Raw genomic sequence first — 19,567 nt, 5'->3', positions numbered from 1 at the left:
CCTCCTATTTGCTATATTTTTTGCTTAGTTTTTTATCGAATAAGTAATTTTGTATAGCTGATACTAAAAATGCTATAACAGCCATTATTATACTTGCTTTAGCTATATCTAGCTCGCTTACAGTATAACCAAAACCAGTTAATGTAGATGCTATTAATAATACTCCTGAACTTCCAGAGAATAAATTTTGTCCATAGAAGTTACCATAATTTTCGCTAGCAGCTGATAAAGCTTTTATAGCTTCTTCATCTTTCACATCAACTTTTTTATACTTACTCTTAGCCGCAGCCTGTGCCATTGGCTCAACTAAAGGTCTAACAAATTGAGGATGTCCACTTATTCTTATAGAAAGAGCACCTGCTATTTGTCTAATTATCATATATATAGAAAATACCCCACCTGTTGTTAATTTACCAAGTTTTTGTATTAAGTAAACTGCTCTTTGTTTTAATCCATATCTTTCAAGTATTCCTATTACTGGTAAAGTCATAATAAATAATGATACCGCTCTGTTGTCTACAAACGATTGCCCCAATGTGTTAAGAATTTCAACTATATCCATTCCTGCTACTAATCCTGTTGCTATACCAGCTACTAAAACTGTAAATAAAGTTTCTATTTTTAATACAAACCCTAATATAACAACTAAAATACCGATTAATTTTATCATCTTCTATTTCCTTTCTTTTGTCTTAGATATTTATTGTTGAATTAAATTATATTTACATTTTTTGCATATGTCAATTCTTTTTCGACATTTTTTAAAATTTTTAGATAATTTTTATTATTTTTTATGAATGTTAGTTTTCTAATATTAGTATCATTTTCCCAATTTTAAAATATTATTTTATTTATGAATAATATATTTTTAATTATTCATTTTAATTTTTACAATTAAAATCTAAATATAAAAAAGGCTTATAAATTTTTTATATTATACAAAAACTTATAAGCCTTTAATTTTATAATTCTTCTTCTAGTTCTTTTATTTTTTTGTCAATTTCTTTTATTCTTGCTTTTAACTCATAGCATTTGTTATCTACCTTCATAGCCGAAGTATAGTTCATCTCATTACTATGATACTTTCTCCATAACTCTTCATACTTGCTATGGTGTTTGCTAAATTCTTTCTCTAAGCATTCTCTTTCAATTTTTAATTCGCTTATTTGAGCTTTTATTTTCTTTTTGTTACCTTTAAAAAAATCGAAAAAAAACATAGCCATATATCCCTTCTATTTATGATTAAGTTTATAACTTTCTTTATTTATGTTAACTTTATACCTCATTTTAATTATATGAGTACTATATTTAATATTATAACTGTTTATTATACAGTATTACAAGTAATTTAAATAAGTATAAAGTTTATCAATTCTCAATTATAGTACATGATCTTTTTAATTTTAGACTTTATCCCTTATGAAAAATATAAGCTTGTCATATTTTCTTAACCCTTATTTATCCCTATTTATATATTATATCAATAATTAATTAATTGTTTCTTTAAAATATTGTCATTTATTAAGTATAAATTTGGGTATATTATGTATATTACATAGTAAAGGATGTGTTTTTATGATTATAAATATTAGTAACCCTGCTAAGGAAGAACTTAACAATATGTTTAAAGAATATAATATAAATAACAAATATCTAAGAGTTTATATAAGAGAACTAAGTGCTTGATACGGACCTATATTTAGTATAGCTCTGGATGAGCCTACAGAAAATGATATAGTATTTGAGTCTGATGATTTTAAAATCGTTATTAATAAAGAATTATGTGATAAAATAAGCGTTATCAATATATACTATAAATCAGCTATATCTAGTGATATTTTTAGAGTTTCTACTGATTTGTTGTGGAAAGAAGAATATTATGAAGCTCCTTGGGCTAAACCTTGGTAGATATAAGCTAGTTGTAAATTTAAAATATAAAAAGGATAAAAGTTATAATATAACTATTTATCCTTTCTTATTTTATACATCTAAATATTCTTTTAAAGTATTAATATCATTAAATGGTTTATTACAACTATTACCTTCACATAAATAATAAGTAGTTAAATCATTTATACTTTTATAATCCTTTAAGTACTTACTTACACTACTTAAATTACCTTCTTTTTTTACAACTACATTAAGATTAGGTAAATAATTATTAGTTAATATATTTTGTAAATCTTTTAAATCTTCATCTTCTTTAATTACACAAATTAATTCTTTTGAGTGATATAATTCATACATAAGTGCTAACATAAAAAAACTATATCCTGTTGGTGAATCTATAACACTACTACCATAAATATTTATTTGTTTATAAGCAATATCTTCTAGTTTCTCATCTTTAGTCATTCTAGCTAATTTAATTAAATTATAAGTAGCTACTGAATTTCCTGAAGGTTTAGCTCCATCATATAAATCTTTAGGTCTTGCTATTAAATTTTCTCCATCTTTTCCATATATAAAAAATCCATGATTTTCATTGTCCCAGAAAAGTTCTATAGTTTGATTATTTAAATAAACAGCTTCTTCTAAGTATTTTTCATCAAAAGTAGCTTCATACATGCTTATATATGCCCATGTTAAAAATGTATAATCTTCTAAATAAGCTAAGTGATCTGCATGTTTATCTCTATATCTAGCCAATAATCTACCTTCATCATTAATAAGATTATTTTTAATAAAATTTAAAGCTTTATTTGAATAATCTAAATATTTATCATCTCTTAAAACTTCATATGCATTAGCTAAAGCCACTATCATAAGTCCATTCCAAGAAGTTAATATCTTATCATCTTTATGAAGACTAGTTCTTTTTAGTCGATAATCAAATACTTTTTTTCTTAAATTATTTATTTTTTCATTTTCCTTATGGTAATCTTTGTTATTTATGAGATTTGGTATACTTTTACCTTCAAAGTTTCCATTTTTAGTTATATTATAATATTCATTAAAATACTTTCCATCTTCTTCTCCTAGTATTTTAATTATTTCTATTTGGTTAAATACATAAAACTTACCTTCTTCTCTTTCGCTATCTGCATCTTGTGCACAGTAAAATCCACCCAGTTCATCAGTTAACTCTCTTAATACATAATCTATAGTTTTAATAGCTATATTTTTATATAAATCATTTTTAGTTATTTTGTAAGCTTCTAGATATACTATAATAAGCATAGAATTATCATAAAGCATTTTTTCAAAGTGAGGAACTAACCACTTATTATCGGTTGAATATCTAGAAAAGCCATAACCAATGTGGTCAAATAAACCACCTTTATACATTCCTTTTAATGTAGTTTCTACTATATCAAGAGATTGTTCATCATCTTCTAAATTATAATATTTCATTAAAAACATAAGATTTTGAGGAGATGGAAATTTTGGTGCTCTTCCAAAACCACCATACTTATTATCAAAAGATAATTTAAAAACTTCAATTGCTTTTTCTATTATATCTTTATCTAATTCATCTTCACTTTTATTTATCTCAAAATCTGCTTTTAAAACATTTAATATATTTTCACTTGATTTAAGCAAAGTTTCTTTTTCATTTTTCCATTTAAAATCTATTTGTTCTAATAAATCTATTAAACCTATTCTATTGTATTTTTGATACTTTGGAAAATAAGTCCCGCAAAAGAAAGGTTTTTTATCTGGAGTCATTATTACAGTAAGTGGCCATCCTCCACTGCCTGTCATAGCTTGGCAAAAAGTCATATATACACTATCTACATCAGGTCTTTCTTCTCTATCTACTTTTATACATATATAATTTTTATTTAATATATTAGCTACCTCTTCATCTTCAAAAGATTCATGTTCCATTACATGACACCAATGACATGTGGAGTATCCTATTGAAAGAAATATAGGTTTATCTTCAGCTCTAGCTATTTCAAATGCTTTATCACTCCAACTATACCAATTTACAGGATTATAAGCATGCTGTAATAAATATGGGCTTTTTTCATTTATTAATTCATTAGGTTTTTTATTGATCGACATACAAATCACCTACTTTATAAATTCGTTTTTTATCTCCTTAAGCACATTTTACTGTTATTATGTTTATAAAATATTGATATTATACAAATTAGAAATGATAATATATTTAATTTAAATTTATATCAAATTTGTAACTTTAAAATTTATCTGTGTAAATTTACTTTTTATGGGAATATACTATTATATACATTTATTTAGAAATAACTTGTATAATTATGTACAAAATAATAAAGCAATTATTTTATTTTTTGCTTTATTGAAAGGAGTTTCATTTATGAAAAGAGTATCTTTATTTATAATAGTTAATGCTATCTCTTTATATTTAGTATCTTTATTAATGAATAGCATGTATATAGGTTCATTTGGTGCTTTAATCATTTTAACTATTATATTTGGTGCTTTAAACTTAACAGTTAAACCAATACTTGAGTTTTTATCACTTCCTATAACGTTTTTAACTCTAGGTTTATTTTTATTAATTATAAACGCTATTGTATTAAAATTAGCTTTTGGACTAGTTCCTGGAGTTTACTTATATGGATTTGTCAATGCTATAGGAGCTTCAATATTACTATCTATAGTAAATACTATTATATATAAAATATTAGATTAAAAAAGAAGAGGTAATCCTCTTCTTTTTACATTGCATATTCTTTATTTTCAATTTTAACTTTTTTAATTTTCTTCTTCATAGTATGGTGAGTAAACATAGTAAATATACCACTACCTATTAATACCGCATAATATACAAATCCTCCGTATAAAAATACTGCATACCCCATAAGAGGTTGAGGAAATACACTTTTAAATATAGTGAAAAATGCCAATTCACTTGCTCCAACATTTCCTGGTGTTGGCGCTGGTGATATAGCCATATATAAAAATGCTTGTAATGTCACCATGTATATATATGTGTATCCTGTTAAGTTAAATGCTTTATATATCCAAAATGAAATACTAAAGTAAACACTTAACTGAACTGTAGTTATCACTAAAGTTAATATTAATGCTTTTTTATTTTTTATAAATAAATTTACAGAATAACTATATTCATCTGCAAATTTTTCTATCTTATATATTTTATTTTCTAAAAACTTAAATATCTTAAATCTTGCTAATGCTTTTATAATATACTTTGTTACACTTTTTACTTTTTGTGGATTATATACAACTAGCATTGACATTATTAACCCAAATGAATTAACAGCTATACCAAGTAATATTAAAGGCATAACAGGTTTCATTCCTTTTAGTATAGTTGTATTAAGTATAACTAAAACTGAACAGTAAATAGTAACCACAACTTGATATATTATAGATTTATTCATTATAACTGCTGTTGCTTTACTAACAGGCATTTTACATTTATTTAATACATATATTTGCATAGGTTGACTTCCTGATGCAAATGGAGTTATTAAGTTATAATAAAATCCCATAGTAGCTAACTTAAATCCTATAAACTTTGTATTTACTTTGTGTATACTATCTATTACAATTTTTAAAACTACACCTTCTAAAAGCATATGAACAATTACTGCACACATTCCAAGAAATATAAACTTTTTATCTACCATTTTTACAACTTCACCAAGCATATTTATATCTAAAGTTTTATAAACTAAATAACTTGTTATCCCTAGTATAAACAATAAAAGCCCATATTGTAGTATATTTTTATTTAACGTCTTTTTTTTCTTCATAGGCAACCTCCATCCTTTTAAGTGCCAATTATTTATTCTACTCATTTACTTTTTTACTTAACAACACTATTATACAATATATTTAGTTTATATAGTATTACATATTTATTACTTTTTTGTAATAATAAACAAAAACCTATCTTAAATATAGTTATAACCATATTTAAGATAGGTTTTATATAAATCTTAATTATAATATATTAGATTTTAATACTTCATTCATTGTAGCATTTTCAGACATTAAATTCATTACTTTAACATTTTTACTTAAATCATTTATAAATATAGCTCCTACTAATAAATCATCTTCGAAAAATAACTTCTTATAATTTTCCTTATTATTTAAACTTATACATCCATCATTATCTTTTATATTTCCTATACTAAATATTTTAGTTTCAAATACATCAAGTCCTACTGGATAATTATCTATTTTAAACTCTAATTTATCACCACATGCATTAGCTCCAGCTATTTTACCCATATCTATAGCTGCTGGCCATATAGCCCAAACTATAGAATCTATTTCAGCTACATCTCCACATGCATATATATCCTTTGATGATGTATTCATATATTTATCTACTAATATACCTCTATTAGTTTTTATATCTGTATCTTTAACTATTTGTATATTAGATCTAACCCCTATAGAGAATATAACCATATCAGCTTCTAGTAAACTTCCATCCTTAAATACAACATTTGTTACTTTATTTTCTCCTTTTATAGATTCTACACATTTATCAACTAATAAGTTTAATCCTTTATTTTTTAATATATTTTCTAATTTTATACTTCCTTCTTTATCTAATTGTCTAGATAATAAATTTGGCATAGCTTCTACAACTGTTACATCTTTATTGGCTAGTTTTATTTCATAAGCTGCTTCAAGTCCTAATAATCCACCACCTATTACTACTACTTTATTGGATTTTTGTAAATTATTTTTTATATTATCTAAATCTTTTTTATTTCTTAAAGTATATACTCCATCTAAATCATATCCTTTTATAGGTGGAATGAAATTTGAGCTTCCGTTAGCTAATATTAACTTATCATATTTTATTATATTATCATTGTCTAATTTAATTTCTTTAGCTTTTTCATTTACTTTATCTACATTAACTTCAAGTACTACATCTATATTATTTTCCTTATACCAACCTTCATCTACAATATAAAAATCTTCTTTTTTAATATCTTCATTTATAAAATCAGAAAGCGCTGGTCTATAATAAGTTAATTCATTTTCATTAGTTAGCATAGTTATTTTACAAGTTTTGTTTCTTTTTCTTATAGCATCTGCTGCATAAAATCCTGCTGCACCATTTCCAACTATTACAAAGTTTTCTTTTGTATCATTTCTAAATATAACATTTTCTTCTATAACTTCTACAAATTGATCATGCTTAGCTCCACAAACTGGGCATACATCTGGAGCTTCATCTCCATCAAATATTTCAGAACATATTACACATTTCCATTTTTTAGTTCCTTCTTTTCTAGTATAGGCTCTTATAGTTTTTTCTACAAATCTTTTACCTAAATTTTGAGCTTCATATAAATCTTTTTCAGTTGGCTTAAAGTTTACAACCAAAGGATCCATTGTTTTCATACGAAGTTGAGTTAATCTTTCCATAACATTTGGTATACCTTCTCCACTCCACCCATATGATCCAAAAGCAGTAGCTACCTTAGTTCCATGTACTATAGGATTTAAGTTTACTAGTATATCCCATATAGGCTTTAGTGCATCTCCATTTATTGTAGGTGTTCCAAATAATACACCTTGTGAATATGTTATAGAATTTAATATTTCATCCATAGTATGATTTATAACATCATACATTTTTACGTTGTAATCACTATTTTCTTCTATTCCTTTTTTTATGTTTTCAGCTATTTCTTTAGTATATCCATAAGCACTTACATAACATATAGTTATATCTTTTTTAGGAACTATAATTTCTTTACTACTCCATTTTTCATATATATCAACTATTTCTCTTGGATTTTCAATTAGTACTGGACCATGTCCTGGGCATATCATATCTAATTTTAAATCTCTTATTTTATCTATAGCTTTTAATACATATGGTTTAAACGGTCCCATTATACAGTCGTAATAATATCTTAGTGCATCCATATAATGTTCTTTATTTTCTATTTTAGTGTTTACTACTCCATCACAACTGTAATGACTTCCAAATGAGTCACAAGTAATTAACGTGTTATCTTCTTTTATATATGTGTATATGGTATCTGGCCAGTGAAGTAGTGGAACTGAATAAAATTTTAAAGTTTTGTTTTCTATTTTTATTTCATCATTATCTTCTACTAATATATAATCAAAATCTCCATTAACAATTTCTTTTAAATAGTTAACTGCATTTTGTGACGCTATAACTTTAGCATTTGGAAAAAGTTTTAGTATTCTCTCTACACTACCTGCATGATCTGGTTCTGTATGACTTACAACTATATAATCTATTTTTTCTAAATCTATATTTAAATCTTTAAGTCTTTCTAAATAATTATCAAAGTGTTTAGCTTTTACAGTTTCAAATAGTATAGTTTTATCCCCAGCTTTTAAAACATATGAATTGTAAGTTGTTCCATATGGTGTATACATTATTATATCAAATACTCTTAAGTTATGGTCTAGTGAGCCTACCCAGTATAAATCATTTTTTAATTTAAGTGATTTTAATTTCATAATACCCCTCCATTATTTACTTATTTGTTTATTTATTATTTAACTTATATTGGATATATACCTTCTACTAATGTATTTAAACAACTATTTTAAATATTCTATAAATATTTAAAAATAAAAAAATAGCTTGTATTATTAAAAATAATACAAGCTATTTTTTTATTAATTATAATTTAAATTTGTTATTTATTTAAAATATTAACATATATATAAAGTGTGCTGATATACCTGCAAATAAACCACCTATTGTATGTGATATTATAGCTTTACTTGTAAGTTCTCTTGCATTTAATGCATCCATCATACCTACATGTGTACTTAAGTATCCACTCCAACACATACCCATAGCAGTAAATACAGCTATATCATTTGGTGTTATAACACCTTCAGTTATAAATCTTGGAACTAAAGACATTGCAGCTCCAACGGCACCTAAAGAAGTTATAGGAAATGCCATAGCCTGAGGATCAGTAAATCCAAATAATGGTCCTAATATAAACATTAATTTATCACCTAATGCTGGAAGTAAACCTATACCCTCATAAGCTGCTCCTGTATAAACTTCTGCTCCTGTTTTAGGATCTACTGATGGCCCAAATGTTAATAGCATAACCAATGTACATACAACTAAAACTCCTGGGATTATTGCCATACCTAAGTCAACACCATTTTTACCACCTTCTAGCATTGAGTCTAATATTCTTTGAAATAAGCTACCCTCTCTTATTTCTCTATATTCCATAGCCTCCACTTTTCCAGATGTCTTAACTTCACTCTTTGGATCATAATTATAATACTTTTTAGTAAATGTAAGCATTATTCTTACACTTATTATACTACCTATAATTGCTGCAACATTTCCTATTATTGCAGGACCAACATACTCAGCACCTTGAGTCATCATAAATGTTGTAACTATAAGTCCCATACCGAAAGATGTACCTAAATTACATAGTGCTGGTATTTGATATTTTTTAAAATACTTTGTAAAACTTTTATCATTTGCAAATGCTATTATAGCTGGATTATCTGATAAATAAGTTGTTACTGCTCCTGCTATACTTGCCCCTGGCATATTGTATAGCGGTTTCATAAACATCGCAAATACTTTGTTTAATAAAGATGTTACTCCAAATTCAGAAAGTAATGCACTTAATGCTCCTGCAAGTACGGCTAATGCCATTATTAAAAACACTGTGTTTAATAATAAATCATGAGCTGTATTCATAATAGATTTAAACATTATACCAAGCCCCATTTTACTACCAACAAATCCAAATCCTATTAGCAATACTGCTATGAATACAAATGTTTCTGTACTTACAGCCTTGACTTTTCTTTTTTTACTAGAAATTTCTTCATTAATTATGTCCAATTCCCTATTATTTCCAATCTCCATTTTATTCCCTCCTTAAATCATATAAAAATAATAAAATAATTTTTAAAATAAAATTTTAAATTTGTTTTATATTTAACAAACAGATATAAACAAATTTTTAATAATCTTTTTTTAATTGTACTATATTTTACTATTTATTTCAACTTTTTTGAATTTTTTATTATTTATATGATTTTCTGAAATTTTAAAATTTAGAAAAGGATATATTAAAAATATATAAATTATTATTTTCAACATATCCTTTGATATTATTAAATTAATCCATATATAATTGTACTTATTACTGTCATTATAAAACCTACTATAATCTCATAAGGTATTAATTTAAACCTTTCTCTAATATTCATATTTATACCGCCTGCACTTGAATGAAATAGTGATCCATGAGGTAGTTGTTCAAAAACACTAGATCCTGCATTTATCATAGCTCCTCCACCTACAGGAGTTATACCTACTTTCATTATAGTATCTGCAAATGTTGCTGATGCTATAGTAGCCCCTGCTGTTGAGGATGCTGTTGATAAAGACATAAGTATTCCTGATATTGGTGCTAGTAAAAACTCTGGCATACTAAGCATATTCATAATTTGTATAGTTGTTTGTTGAAGTTCAGAGTTTTTTATTATTCCAGCTAAAGTTCCAGTCCCTAGTAAAAGTATCGCTACTCCAGACATCTTACTTAATCCATAGCCCATATATTCATTAAAGTATTTTAACTTATTCATAAAAACTAACCCTATAAATCCTCCCAAAGGAAGTGCTATTAGTGGATCTACATTTATTTTTGTAAATGTTTGAAGCGATAATAAAAATATAGCACTTAAAGGCCCTATTATAGATGCAAAAAAGCTTGGTAAATCTTCTCTTTGATTTTGCAAATCTTCTTCTTTTATATTTTCACCTTTATTAATTAACATATTTGATAATATTATAGTTATGATAATACCAACAATAGCTGGAATTATATTTGCAAACATTAATTTAGCTAAATCTACATTAAAATTTTCTGAAACAGCAATTGTATTTGGATTAGGAGATATTATATTGCCTGCTTTTCCACCACCTACCATAGCTAATAATATAGACAATTTAGAATAATTTAATTTTTTTCCTATAGATAATGCTATTGGTGATACTGTAATTATTGCTACATCTAAATTTACTCCTACTCCAGCTAAAATCATAGCAGATAAAGCTAGTGCTAACATAGCATGCTTTTTACCTAATATCCTTATTATTTCTTCAGATATCTTATCAACAGCACCTGTTTTTATAAGAACTCCTGCCAATACCCCAGATGTTAATACTCTAAGTATAGAAGGAGATATATCTTTTGCTCCATCCATCATTAAATCTACAGTTTGAACTAAATCAAGTCCTCCTACTATTCCTCCTATAAGTGCCCCTAACATTAAGCTATATACAGGTTGAATTTTTCTAATAATTAATATTATTGCTAAAAACAATCCAATAATAGCTCCAAAAGTACTTACCCTAATGTCCATTTTAATTCCCCCAATTTCCAATTTATGTTAAATATATTTTAATTTTGTTAAATATAATATAACAACATTACCATTTTGTGTCAATCATATTTTTTTGATATAATCTAAATATACTAAACTGTTAAGAAAGGATTTATAAATGGATAATATAGATGTAGGTCAAAAAATTTCCCATATAAGAAAAGAAAAGAATTTAAGTATAAGAGATTTAGCAAAATTAGCAGATGTAACACCTTCTCTACTTAGTCAATTAGAAAGAGGGTTATCAAATCCATCTTTAAACACTATAAAAGCTATATCTAAAGCGTTAGATGTACCTTTATTTACATTTTTTATTGATGAAGTTGATAATAAAGATCTTATAGTAAGAAAAGATAATAGAAAAAAAGTAATTTTCCCAAAAAATAATGATATCGTATTTGAGATTTTATCTCCAGAATCTGCAAATTCAGTAGAATTTGCAATAGTAAACTTAGTAAAAAATTCTACTATTTCAAATGAACTTATGTCTCATAAATCAATAGAATTAGCTTATGTTTTAGAAGGAAAAATTAAAATTTATATAGAAAAAGATGAGTTTATACTAGAGGTCGGAGATAGTGTAACTATACCACCTGGAACTAATCATAGATGGGAAAATCCATTTAACAAACCTGCTAAAATTATTTTTACTATAAATTTTAAATAAAATTATTTTATAAAAATAAAAAGGATTGTATCAAAATAGATTTTTAAATAATCTATTTCGATAAATCCTTTTTTATTATTCTTTACCTGCAGATACTGCAATACTTGATATAAATTTCTTTTGGAATATACTAAATATTATAACCATAGGAATTATAGAAAGTACTGCTCCTGCCATCATTCTAGGATAATGTGTTCCATATTGTCCTACAAATACTCTTAATCCTGCAGCTAATGTTAATTTCTCAGGTGTAGAGTTTACTATTAAAGGCCATAAGAAACTATTCCATGCCCCAAGACCTCCAAGTATAGCTACTGTTCCAAGTGCTGGTCTAACTATTGGTACCATTAGTTTAAAAAATATTGTAAACTGTGAAGCTCCATCTATTATTGCAGCTTCTTCCATATCTCTTGGAATAGATTTAAAATGCTGGCGTAATAAGAATGTATAATATATACTAAAAATTCCTGGTAAAACTATAGCTGTTAATGTATTTAAAAGTCCCATATCTTGTATAATTTGATATTGTGGTATTAAATACATTTGACCAGGAACCATCATAGCTGCCATAAGAATTAAAAATATTGCCTCTTTAAATTTAAAATCAAGTCTAGCAAATGCATATGCTGCTGGAGTTATTATAATTAATTGAAATACTACAGAAGCAACTGTAACTATTATAGTATTTATATAATACTTTGCAAAAGGGAATTCCTTAAATATTTGAGTATAGTTTTCTATTCTTATAGATTCTGGAAATATTTTAGGCGGAATAGCTTCTGCTTCTGCTAATGTTTTTATAGACGTTAATATCATCCATATAAATGGTAATGCTATAAATGCTGCCATAAGTATAAGCCCTACATGTGTTAGTATCTTGGCACTTTTTTTCATTTCCATATTACTCTACCTCCCAAGTCTTATTCATCTGAATAATGAACCCATTTATTTTGTAATTTAAATTGGATTATCGTTACCGTCATTATAATCAAGAATAATATTACGGCTACTGCAGATGCATATCCTTTATCTCCTAATGTAAATCCTAAATCATAGAAATATCTTGTCATAGTTATTGTAGACTCATAAGCTGGACTTCCTTGCTTTATGAGCATAAACACTACATCAAATAATTGGAATGATCCAATTAATGACCATATAACAATAAAGAATATACTAGGCGTTAAAAGCGGTATTGTTATATGAGTAAATTGTTTAAATGATGAAGCTCCATCTATGGATGCTGCCTCATAGTAAGATTCTGGTATAGATTGAAGTCCTCCTAAAAATATCATTATTTTATATCCAAGTCCACTCCATATTATAAATACTATTATTACAACTCTAGCTAAGTTTGGATCTGTAAACCATAACTGACCTTCAAGTCCTATACCTTCTAAGAATTGATTAACTAATCCAAATCTTGAGTTAAACATCCATTGAAATACTAATGTAGAAGCTGATGCCATAGTTACAACTGGTAAAAAGTATATAGTTCTATATATTCCTTTTCCTTTTATGTTTTTGTTAAGTAAGTTTGCTATACATACAGATATTATTACCATAGGTGGTACTGTTATAATAACATATAAAAATGTGTTACCTACAGCTTTATAAAACAATGGATCTTTAAAAATTCTTGAGAAGTTTTCACCTCCTACAAAATTCCAACCTCCAAAAGCATTTAAATCAGTTAAGCTATAAAATAAGTTAAGCATAAATGGTATAAAGTTAAATACTAAAACACCTATAAGTAGTGGAAGTATAAACATATATCCAGTCATATTACGTTTTAAAGCTCTTTTTTTCTTATTTTTTACTTTTTTACTTTCGGGCTTTTCTTTATAAACTTCTGTTTGCAAATTAAATCCCCCCATTTATGTATTTCAAGAGGATGCCTAATTACTTTCAGACATCCTCTTTTAGTTTCTATTTTTTCTCTTTATCTAATACAGACTGCATTTCATTTTGAGAATTTTCAAGTGCTTTATCTAAAGATATTTCATCTTGCATAAACTTAGTCATATTATCCATTATCACTTTATCCCATTTTGATGTTTCAAAACTATTAGGAAGTGGCATAGCATTTTCAGCAACTTTAGACATAACTGCAGTATCTATACCAGTTTTTTCTTTCATAACTTTTCCAAACAATTCTTGGACATTTTTATGTGCTTGTGGAACTAATGCTAATTCAGTATATTTTTTCATGGATTCTTCACTTGATATATAATTTATAAAATCAAATGCTTCTTCTGGATGTTTAGAGTTTGAAGATATAACGTTTCCTAAACCATGTATTACAGTCTTAGATTTATTACCTTCTTTTATAGTTGGTATTTCATATAATTTAAAGTTTCCAGCAACCTTTGCTTGTTCTTTATCGGAATATGGTAATAATCCATATGAACCAGCTTGTAAAACTAATGCTTTTTCTGATTTAAATAATGTTCCAGCTCCAACTTCTAAAGTTACATCACTTGGACTGTGTAAATCACTTTTAACTAAGTCAAAATACTTTTTAAATCCTTCTTTAGTTTCTGTTGTAGTTAGCATCGCCTTTGTTTTATCATCGCTTATTACCTTACCTCCAGCTGATGCAACTTCGTTAAATACTCCTGATTGAGTACTTTCTGTTGGATATGAAGTAAATGGATAAATATCTTTTGGTAACTTAGTTTTAGCATCTTTTAGCCATGCTATCATTTCATCCCAGTTCCATCCTTCTTTTGGCTCAGGTATATTATACTCTTTCATAAGTTTAGTGTTTATCATTAATATGTTGTTATCCCAGAAAGTTGGCATGCCGTATTGCTCACCTTTATAATTATATAAACTACTTATACTTTCTAGATATTGACTCATATCGACATTTTTATCTTTTATATAATCCTTCATGCTAACTAGCATTCCATTATCTGCATATTTATTAAAGTTTACAGCATTCATCCAGTATATATCTGGTGCTGATCCTCCTGCTGCTGCTGTTTCCATTTTAGTCCAGTAATCTGCAAAAGAATATTGTTCTACCTTGATGTCTATATTTGGATTTTTTTCTTCATATTCATCTATTAATGTTTCAACTGCTTCCATATGAGTTTTATCCCATATAGCATACCTTAATTCGATCTTTCCATTTGCACTATCTCCCCCAGATGAGCTGCATCCCGTTAACCCTAATACTAAAGTTAAAATTGCTCCTGTTATGATTCCCCTTTTTAAAAACATAACAATCCCCTTCCATAGTTAAAATACGTCCTTAAAAACGTTTTTTTGAATATTTTACGATTTTCTTAATAATATAGTATAACAAACTAATTTGATTTGTATTTGTAATTTTATCCACTTTTTTTACAATTTTGTGTATTAAGATTTTTTCTAAGCTTTAACTTGCAATTTTTCGATAGCTTCATTCCAGAACTTATCTATATTAACTACTTCTTTATTTAGCCTAGAGTGTTCAGCTGCAAATGCCATTATATGGCTTTCAACAGATTTTGTAGCACTAGTTCTACCTTCTCCACCATTTTCAGCTACTAGCTTAACAAAATCTTGCATTATTCCATAGTCTCCTCCACCATGGCCCCCTTCAACTTCTTCTGGTGTTATAGTTTCTATAGTATTTTTACCAAATTGTTCAAACTTTTTAACTTCTATAGTATTTTTAACATGGTTTCCTCCAACTTCACCATGAGTAAACATTAGCTTTATAGTTCTGTTGCATTCTTCAGTAAATGCAGATAAATTAAATGTAGCTGTTATATCATCTTCAAACTCAAGTATAGTTACCATGTGATCAACTACATTATTATCACACTTATATACACATCTTCCGTATGGACCTGTTCTTAAAGCTTCTTCTAAATTTTCTTTAGTTGGAACTGGATGTACAACCTTTGCAAATATAGGTTTATCTGATAAGTATAATTTTTTAGCAGAATATGGACATTTCTCTTCAACCTTACAATCTAAACATCTATCTGCCATACCTTCTTTAAAATTTTCATCTCTCATATGAGTTAAATGTCCAAATGCTGATATATTGTTACATTTCTTTCCAGTCAACCATAGTAATATATCCATATCATGACAGCTCTTAGCTAATATTAATGGACTTGTCTCATCACTATTTCTCCAGTTTCCTCTAGTAAAAGAATGTGCAAAGTGCCAGTATCCTATATTTTCATTGTGTTGTATACTTACTAGTTCCCCTAATTCTTTACTGTCTACTATTTCTTTTAATTTAGAGAAGAATGTTGTATATCTAAGTACATGACATATCATAAATACTTGGTTAGGATATTTTTTTGCTAATTCTCCTAATTTTACTATATCTTCTAACTTATTTGACATCGGTTTTTCAAGTAATACATGATACCCTTTTTCAAGAGCTATTTTAGTCGGTTCATAATGAGATTCATCATTATTAGCTATTATTATCGCATCTGCTAATCTATCTTTTTCTAATAACTCTTCCCATGTTTTAAATACATTTTCAGAATCTATATTATGTTCTTTAACACATATATCTCTTCTTATATCATGAGGTTCTGCTACAGCAACTACTTTTCCTAACTCCTCATGTTGTTTAAAATATGGTGCATAAGCATGCATACCTCTTGCTCCAGCTCCAATTATTGCAACTGTAATCTTTTTCATTAATTAATACCCCCTTGAATTTAACCCCTCTATACTTTGTTTAATTATATTTTAATACTTTATATAGTATATGTATTTGCACTTTTGTATAAAAGTTTTATACTTTTATACATCGAATTTAGATTAAAATTGTAATTAGTTTTTGATTTTTAATAAATTTTTTTGTAAAATAATATTAGGAAATAGATTTCATAGTTTTAGGGGGATTATACATTGTTTAAACAAACTACTTGTTTATCTTTTGAAAAATACGGAACAATTTTAACTGACCTACCTAATGATATAATTATTTGCGAAAAAAAATCATCACTTGATCTTTTAAATAAGTCAGTTAATAAATTATATTTTTCAAATACTGATTTGCATATTAAATTAAGAGGTGGGGTAGTTCTTATTTTAGTTTCTAATGATTCTAATTTCGGTAACATAGAATCATTTATTTTAAATAGTAAAATAAAACTTAAAAAAGGTATTTATTATAACTTTATACCTATATCTAATAATTGTAGTGTTGATTTATTTGGAGAAAATCCATTTTTAAAATCTATAAATTTAAGCCAACCATATACATATAAAGAAATAGTTCCTACTTTTTCTATAAATAAAATCTATACTAAATTTTATCAAGAAAAACCTATAAATTATTTATTTAAAGGAGAAAAACACGACTTTTGGGAACTTACTTATGTTGATAGGGGAATTCTTTATACCAAAGTTAATGGAGTAGAATATAAATTATCTCAAGGTGATTTATTTTTTTATTCTCCTAATGATTATCATAGTCAGTATACAGACAATAAAAAGTCTTGTTCTTATTTAACTGTAAGCTTTGATATGGATTTTAACGATATTTCATTGATTTCTAATAAAGTATTTTCCCCTACTAAAGAAATCCACACTATAATAAGCAAACTTATGAAAGAACTTAATTCTACTCATCTTTACTGTGATGAGCTTTCAATATGTTACTTAAAAGAGTTGGTTCTTAAAATTCTTAGTATGGATTTTGAAAGTACAATAATAAAACCTGTTAACAAAGTTCAGCAATATTATGATGATACTCTTTTAAATAATATATTACAATTTATAAATGATAGTTTATATGATTACCTAGATATAAAAACAATTTGTGATAAATTTAATATAAGTAGTTCTAAACTTCATTTGTTATTTAAAAAGAACTTAGATACTACAGTTAAACTATATATCAATGATTTAAAATTAAAAAAGAGTAAAGAACTTATAAAAGAATCTAATTATACTATTAGCGAAATATCTGAGATACTTGGATTTAACTCTATACATTATTTTTCAAATAAATTTAAAAAAGTTTATGGATTTTCACCTACTGAATATTTAAGATCTATAAACAAAAATTATTAAAGACTAGGGAATACCCTAGTCTTTAAATTTATATCATTAAGCTGTAGCTTCCTCATCATCACTACCTATCATAGCAGTTAACTTTTTATTGAATCCAAGTAATATGAAAGTACCAACTATTAATATTACAGGTATAGAAATGAATGTTTGCATAAGTCCCATTTTCTCTATTATCATTTGAACATATCCAGCTGCTTTATTTGCAAAGAAAGTAGCACATGCCCAAACCCCCATAAGTAAAGATAAATATTTAGCTGGTGCTATTTTACTTACTAGTGAGTTACCTAATGGTGAGAAACACATTTCTCCTATAGTTTGGAATAAAACGAATAACATTAACCAAATAACACTAGTTTTTACAGTAGAAGGTGCTCCTACTCCTCTTGAAAGTTCAGCAGCTATTACAAATCCAAATGCTACTGCTAAAAATACATATCCTAGTGCTATTTTTTGAGCCATACTTAAGTCACCTTTTTCTCTTTTAGATAACATAGTCCATATAGCTGCCATTATTGGTCCTAAAACTACACATAAAAATCCATTTAATGCAGTTTCTATCCACATTACAGGTATCTCAAAGCTTCCTACATGCATGTTTACATAATCTTTCATATATAAAGTTAATGAAGAACCTGCTTGGTTATAAAATACCCAGAAGAAAATTGAGAAGAATGATAATATGAATATTACTTTTACTCTGTCTTTTTCTTTCTTAGTTAAAGGTCTATCTGGTGATTTTTCTCCTTTAGTGTCACCAGCTTGTTTATCAAGCATTTTTTGAGGATATTTACCAGCTTCTCCTAAGAATTTCATAGTGCAAGTAAATAATAATCCGCCAAGTAACGTAACTATTGCAGCTAACATGAAACATTGTCTAAATCCATATTCAATAACTTGTCCATTTTCTATAACTGCAAAAGTTTTAGTATATAATATACCTATAGTTAATGATCCTATAAATGATCCTAAGTTAACAAATGTATATAATAAAGAAAAGGCTGCATCTTTTCTAGTATTATCATCGTATAATTCCCCAACTAACGCATTTAAATTTCCTTTAAAGAAACCAGTACCTATTGATATTAAAATTATCATTGCATGAACCCACATTACACTTGTTGCAAAATAACCTAATGCATATCCTGCTGCCATTATAACTGATCCTATAATTACACAATATCTAGCTCCTATCCATCTATCACATATCATACCACCAAATATTGGTGCTAAGTAAGTGAATGCTGCTAGGTTTGCTGCTATAGCTGCTGCATCGGCGTTGTTTATTCCTAACCCACCCTGAGATATTGAGTACGATAAGAATAGTAATAATAACGTTTTAGATCCATAGTATGCGAATCTTTCAAACGTAAATGTTAACCCACAAACATATAATCCTTTAGGATGCTTTGTAGGTGCAGATGTTGTTTTTGACATTTATCAAGTCCCCCTTAAATAATATTTAGTTTTATATTAAAGTAGCTTTGCATATACAAAGCTACT

General features: G+C 26.8%; 15 protein-coding genes. 3 read left to right on the top strand and 12 right to left on the bottom strand.

Annotated features, from left to right (window positions below; all coding sequences use genetic code 11):
• Positions 1-4: 4 nt before the first annotated feature.
• The 3 genes from H8891_RS03820 to H8891_RS03810 form a co-directional block, all read right to left on the bottom strand.
• Positions 5-670: a DUF969 domain-containing protein gene (locus H8891_RS03820; protein ID WP_187005254.1), complete on the bottom strand. Its 666-nt coding sequence runs from the start codon at positions 668-670 to the stop codon at positions 5-7.
• Positions 671-962: 292 nt separating this feature from the next.
• The gene (locus H8891_RS03815) at positions 963-1,223 is read right to left on the bottom strand and encodes a hypothetical protein (protein WP_147544841.1); all 261 of its coding nucleotides are present in this window, start codon (positions 1,221-1,223) and stop codon (positions 963-965) included.
• Positions 1,224-1,980: 757 nt separating this feature from the next.
• Positions 1,981-4,011, bottom strand: a complete 2,031-nt coding sequence (locus H8891_RS03810; protein WP_187005253.1) for a thioredoxin domain-containing protein — start codon at positions 4,009-4,011, stop codon at positions 1,981-1,983.
• Positions 4,012-4,285: 274 nt separating this feature from the next.
• Between H8891_RS03810 and H8891_RS03805 the strand changes: the two genes are divergently transcribed.
• A complete protein-coding gene (locus tag H8891_RS03805) occupies positions 4,286-4,624 on the top strand; it encodes a phage holin family protein (protein ID WP_147544845.1) in 339 nt (112 codons plus the stop codon).
• A gap of 25 nt (positions 4,625-4,649) precedes the next feature.
• On the opposite strand, the gene H8891_RS03800 is transcribed toward H8891_RS03805, so the two are convergent.
• From H8891_RS03800 to H8891_RS03785, 4 genes are all read right to left on the bottom strand, one after another.
• Complete coding sequence (locus H8891_RS03800; protein ID WP_187005252.1) at positions 4,650-5,714, bottom strand: lysylphosphatidylglycerol synthase transmembrane domain-containing protein; 1,065 nt, start codon at positions 5,712-5,714, stop codon at positions 4,650-4,652.
• Between the two features lie 190 nt (positions 5,715-5,904).
• Positions 5,905-8,433: an FAD-dependent oxidoreductase gene (locus tag H8891_RS03795; RefSeq protein WP_187005251.1), complete on the bottom strand. Its 2,529-nt coding sequence runs from the start codon at positions 8,431-8,433 to the stop codon at positions 5,905-5,907.
• Between the two features lie 190 nt (positions 8,434-8,623).
• Entirely contained in the window at positions 8,624-9,832 is a 1,209-nt protein-coding gene (locus H8891_RS03790) for a CD0519/CD1768 family membrane protein (protein ID WP_187005250.1), read from the bottom strand.
• Positions 9,833-10,083: 251 nt separating this feature from the next.
• A complete protein-coding gene (locus H8891_RS03785) occupies positions 10,084-11,337 on the bottom strand; it encodes a GntP family permease (RefSeq protein WP_187005249.1) in 1,254 nt (417 codons plus the stop codon).
• Positions 11,338-11,476: 139 nt separating this feature from the next.
• Here H8891_RS03785 and H8891_RS03780 point away from each other — a divergent pair, with 139 nt between their 5' ends.
• A complete protein-coding gene (locus H8891_RS03780; RefSeq protein WP_187005248.1) occupies positions 11,477-12,025 on the top strand; it encodes a helix-turn-helix domain-containing protein in 549 nt (182 codons plus the stop codon).
• A gap of 75 nt (positions 12,026-12,100) precedes the next feature.
• Here H8891_RS03780 and H8891_RS03775 read toward each other — a convergent pair whose 3' ends face one another.
• The 4 genes from H8891_RS03775 to H8891_RS03760 form a co-directional block, all read right to left on the bottom strand.
• The gene (locus H8891_RS03775; RefSeq protein ID WP_243207755.1) at positions 12,101-12,925 is read right to left on the bottom strand and encodes a carbohydrate ABC transporter permease; all 825 of its coding nucleotides are present in this window, start codon (positions 12,923-12,925) and stop codon (positions 12,101-12,103) included.
• A gap of 20 nt (positions 12,926-12,945) precedes the next feature.
• Positions 12,946-13,887, bottom strand: a complete 942-nt coding sequence (locus H8891_RS03770; protein ID WP_207723546.1) for a carbohydrate ABC transporter permease — start codon at positions 13,885-13,887, stop codon at positions 12,946-12,948.
• A gap of 67 nt (positions 13,888-13,954) precedes the next feature.
• Positions 13,955-15,253 (bottom strand): ABC transporter substrate-binding protein, encoded by a 1,299-nt coding sequence (locus H8891_RS03765; RefSeq protein WP_187005247.1) that lies wholly within the window; start codon positions 15,251-15,253, stop codon positions 13,955-13,957.
• A 150-nt stretch (positions 15,254-15,403) separates the two neighbouring features.
• Positions 15,404-16,684 carry a Gfo/Idh/MocA family protein gene (locus H8891_RS03760; RefSeq protein ID WP_187005246.1) on the bottom strand — a complete coding sequence of 427 codons (1,281 nt, stop codon included), beginning with the start codon at positions 16,682-16,684 and terminating at the stop codon, positions 15,404-15,406.
• Between the two features lie 213 nt (positions 16,685-16,897).
• Between H8891_RS03760 and H8891_RS03755 the strand changes: the two genes are divergently transcribed.
• Positions 16,898-18,067, top strand: a complete 1,170-nt coding sequence (locus H8891_RS03755) for a helix-turn-helix domain-containing protein (protein ID WP_187005245.1) — start codon at positions 16,898-16,900, stop codon at positions 18,065-18,067.
• Between the two features lie 36 nt (positions 18,068-18,103).
• Here the strand turns inward: H8891_RS03755 and H8891_RS03750 are convergent, their stop codons facing one another.
• On the bottom strand, positions 18,104-19,501 hold the full coding sequence (locus H8891_RS03750) for a peptide MFS transporter (protein ID WP_147544863.1): 1,398 nt from the start codon (positions 19,499-19,501) through the stop codon (positions 18,104-18,106).
• Between the last annotated feature and the right edge of the window lie 66 nt (positions 19,502-19,567).

Origin of the sequence: Paeniclostridium hominis, from assembly GCF_014306135.1 — a bacterium.
In the GTDB taxonomy this organism is placed as follows: Bacteria; Bacillota; Clostridia; order Peptostreptococcales; family Peptostreptococcaceae; genus Paraclostridium; species Paraclostridium hominis.
The sequence above is the reverse complement of the archived record's forward strand: the minus strand, read 5'-3'. Positions and strand labels throughout refer to the sequence as shown.

What these genes read in the sequence shown, in the direction of transcription:
- H8891_RS03820 (WP_187005254.1), bottom strand. Translation starts at nt 670, where the DNA reads ATGATAAAATTAATCGGTATTTTAGTTGTTATATTAGGGTTTGTATTA.
- H8891_RS03815 (WP_147544841.1), bottom strand. Translation starts at nt 1,223, where the DNA reads ATGGCTATGTTTTTTTTCGATTTTTTTAAAGGTAACAAAAAGAAAATA.
- H8891_RS03810 (WP_187005253.1), bottom strand. Translation starts at nt 4,011, where the DNA reads ATGTCGATCAATAAAAAACCTAATGAATTAATAAATGAAAAAAGCCCA.
- H8891_RS03805 (WP_147544845.1), top strand. Translation starts at nt 4,286, where the DNA reads ATGAAAAGAGTATCTTTATTTATAATAGTTAATGCTATCTCTTTATAT.
- H8891_RS03800 (WP_187005252.1), bottom strand. Translation starts at nt 5,714, where the DNA reads ATGAAGAAAAAAAAGACGTTAAATAAAAATATACTACAATATGGGCTT.
- H8891_RS03795 (WP_187005251.1), bottom strand. Translation starts at nt 8,433, where the DNA reads ATGAAATTAAAATCACTTAAATTAAAAAATGATTTATACTGGGTAGGC.
- H8891_RS03790 (WP_187005250.1), bottom strand. Translation starts at nt 9,832, where the DNA reads ATGGAGATTGGAAATAATAGGGAATTGGACATAATTAATGAAGAAATT.
- H8891_RS03785 (WP_187005249.1), bottom strand. Translation starts at nt 11,337, where the DNA reads ATGGACATTAGGGTAAGTACTTTTGGAGCTATTATTGGATTGTTTTTA.
- H8891_RS03780 (WP_187005248.1), top strand. Translation starts at nt 11,477, where the DNA reads ATGGATAATATAGATGTAGGTCAAAAAATTTCCCATATAAGAAAAGAA.
- H8891_RS03775 (WP_243207755.1), bottom strand. Translation starts at nt 12,925, where the DNA reads ATGGAAATGAAAAAAAGTGCCAAGATACTAACACATGTAGGGCTTATA.
- H8891_RS03765 (WP_187005247.1), bottom strand. Translation starts at nt 15,253, where the DNA reads ATGTTTTTAAAAAGGGGAATCATAACAGGAGCAATTTTAACTTTAGTA.
- H8891_RS03760 (WP_187005246.1), bottom strand. Translation starts at nt 16,684, where the DNA reads ATGAAAAAGATTACAGTTGCAATAATTGGAGCTGGAGCAAGAGGTATG.
- H8891_RS03750 (WP_147544863.1), bottom strand. Translation starts at nt 19,501, where the DNA reads ATGTCAAAAACAACATCTGCACCTACAAAGCATCCTAAAGGATTATAT.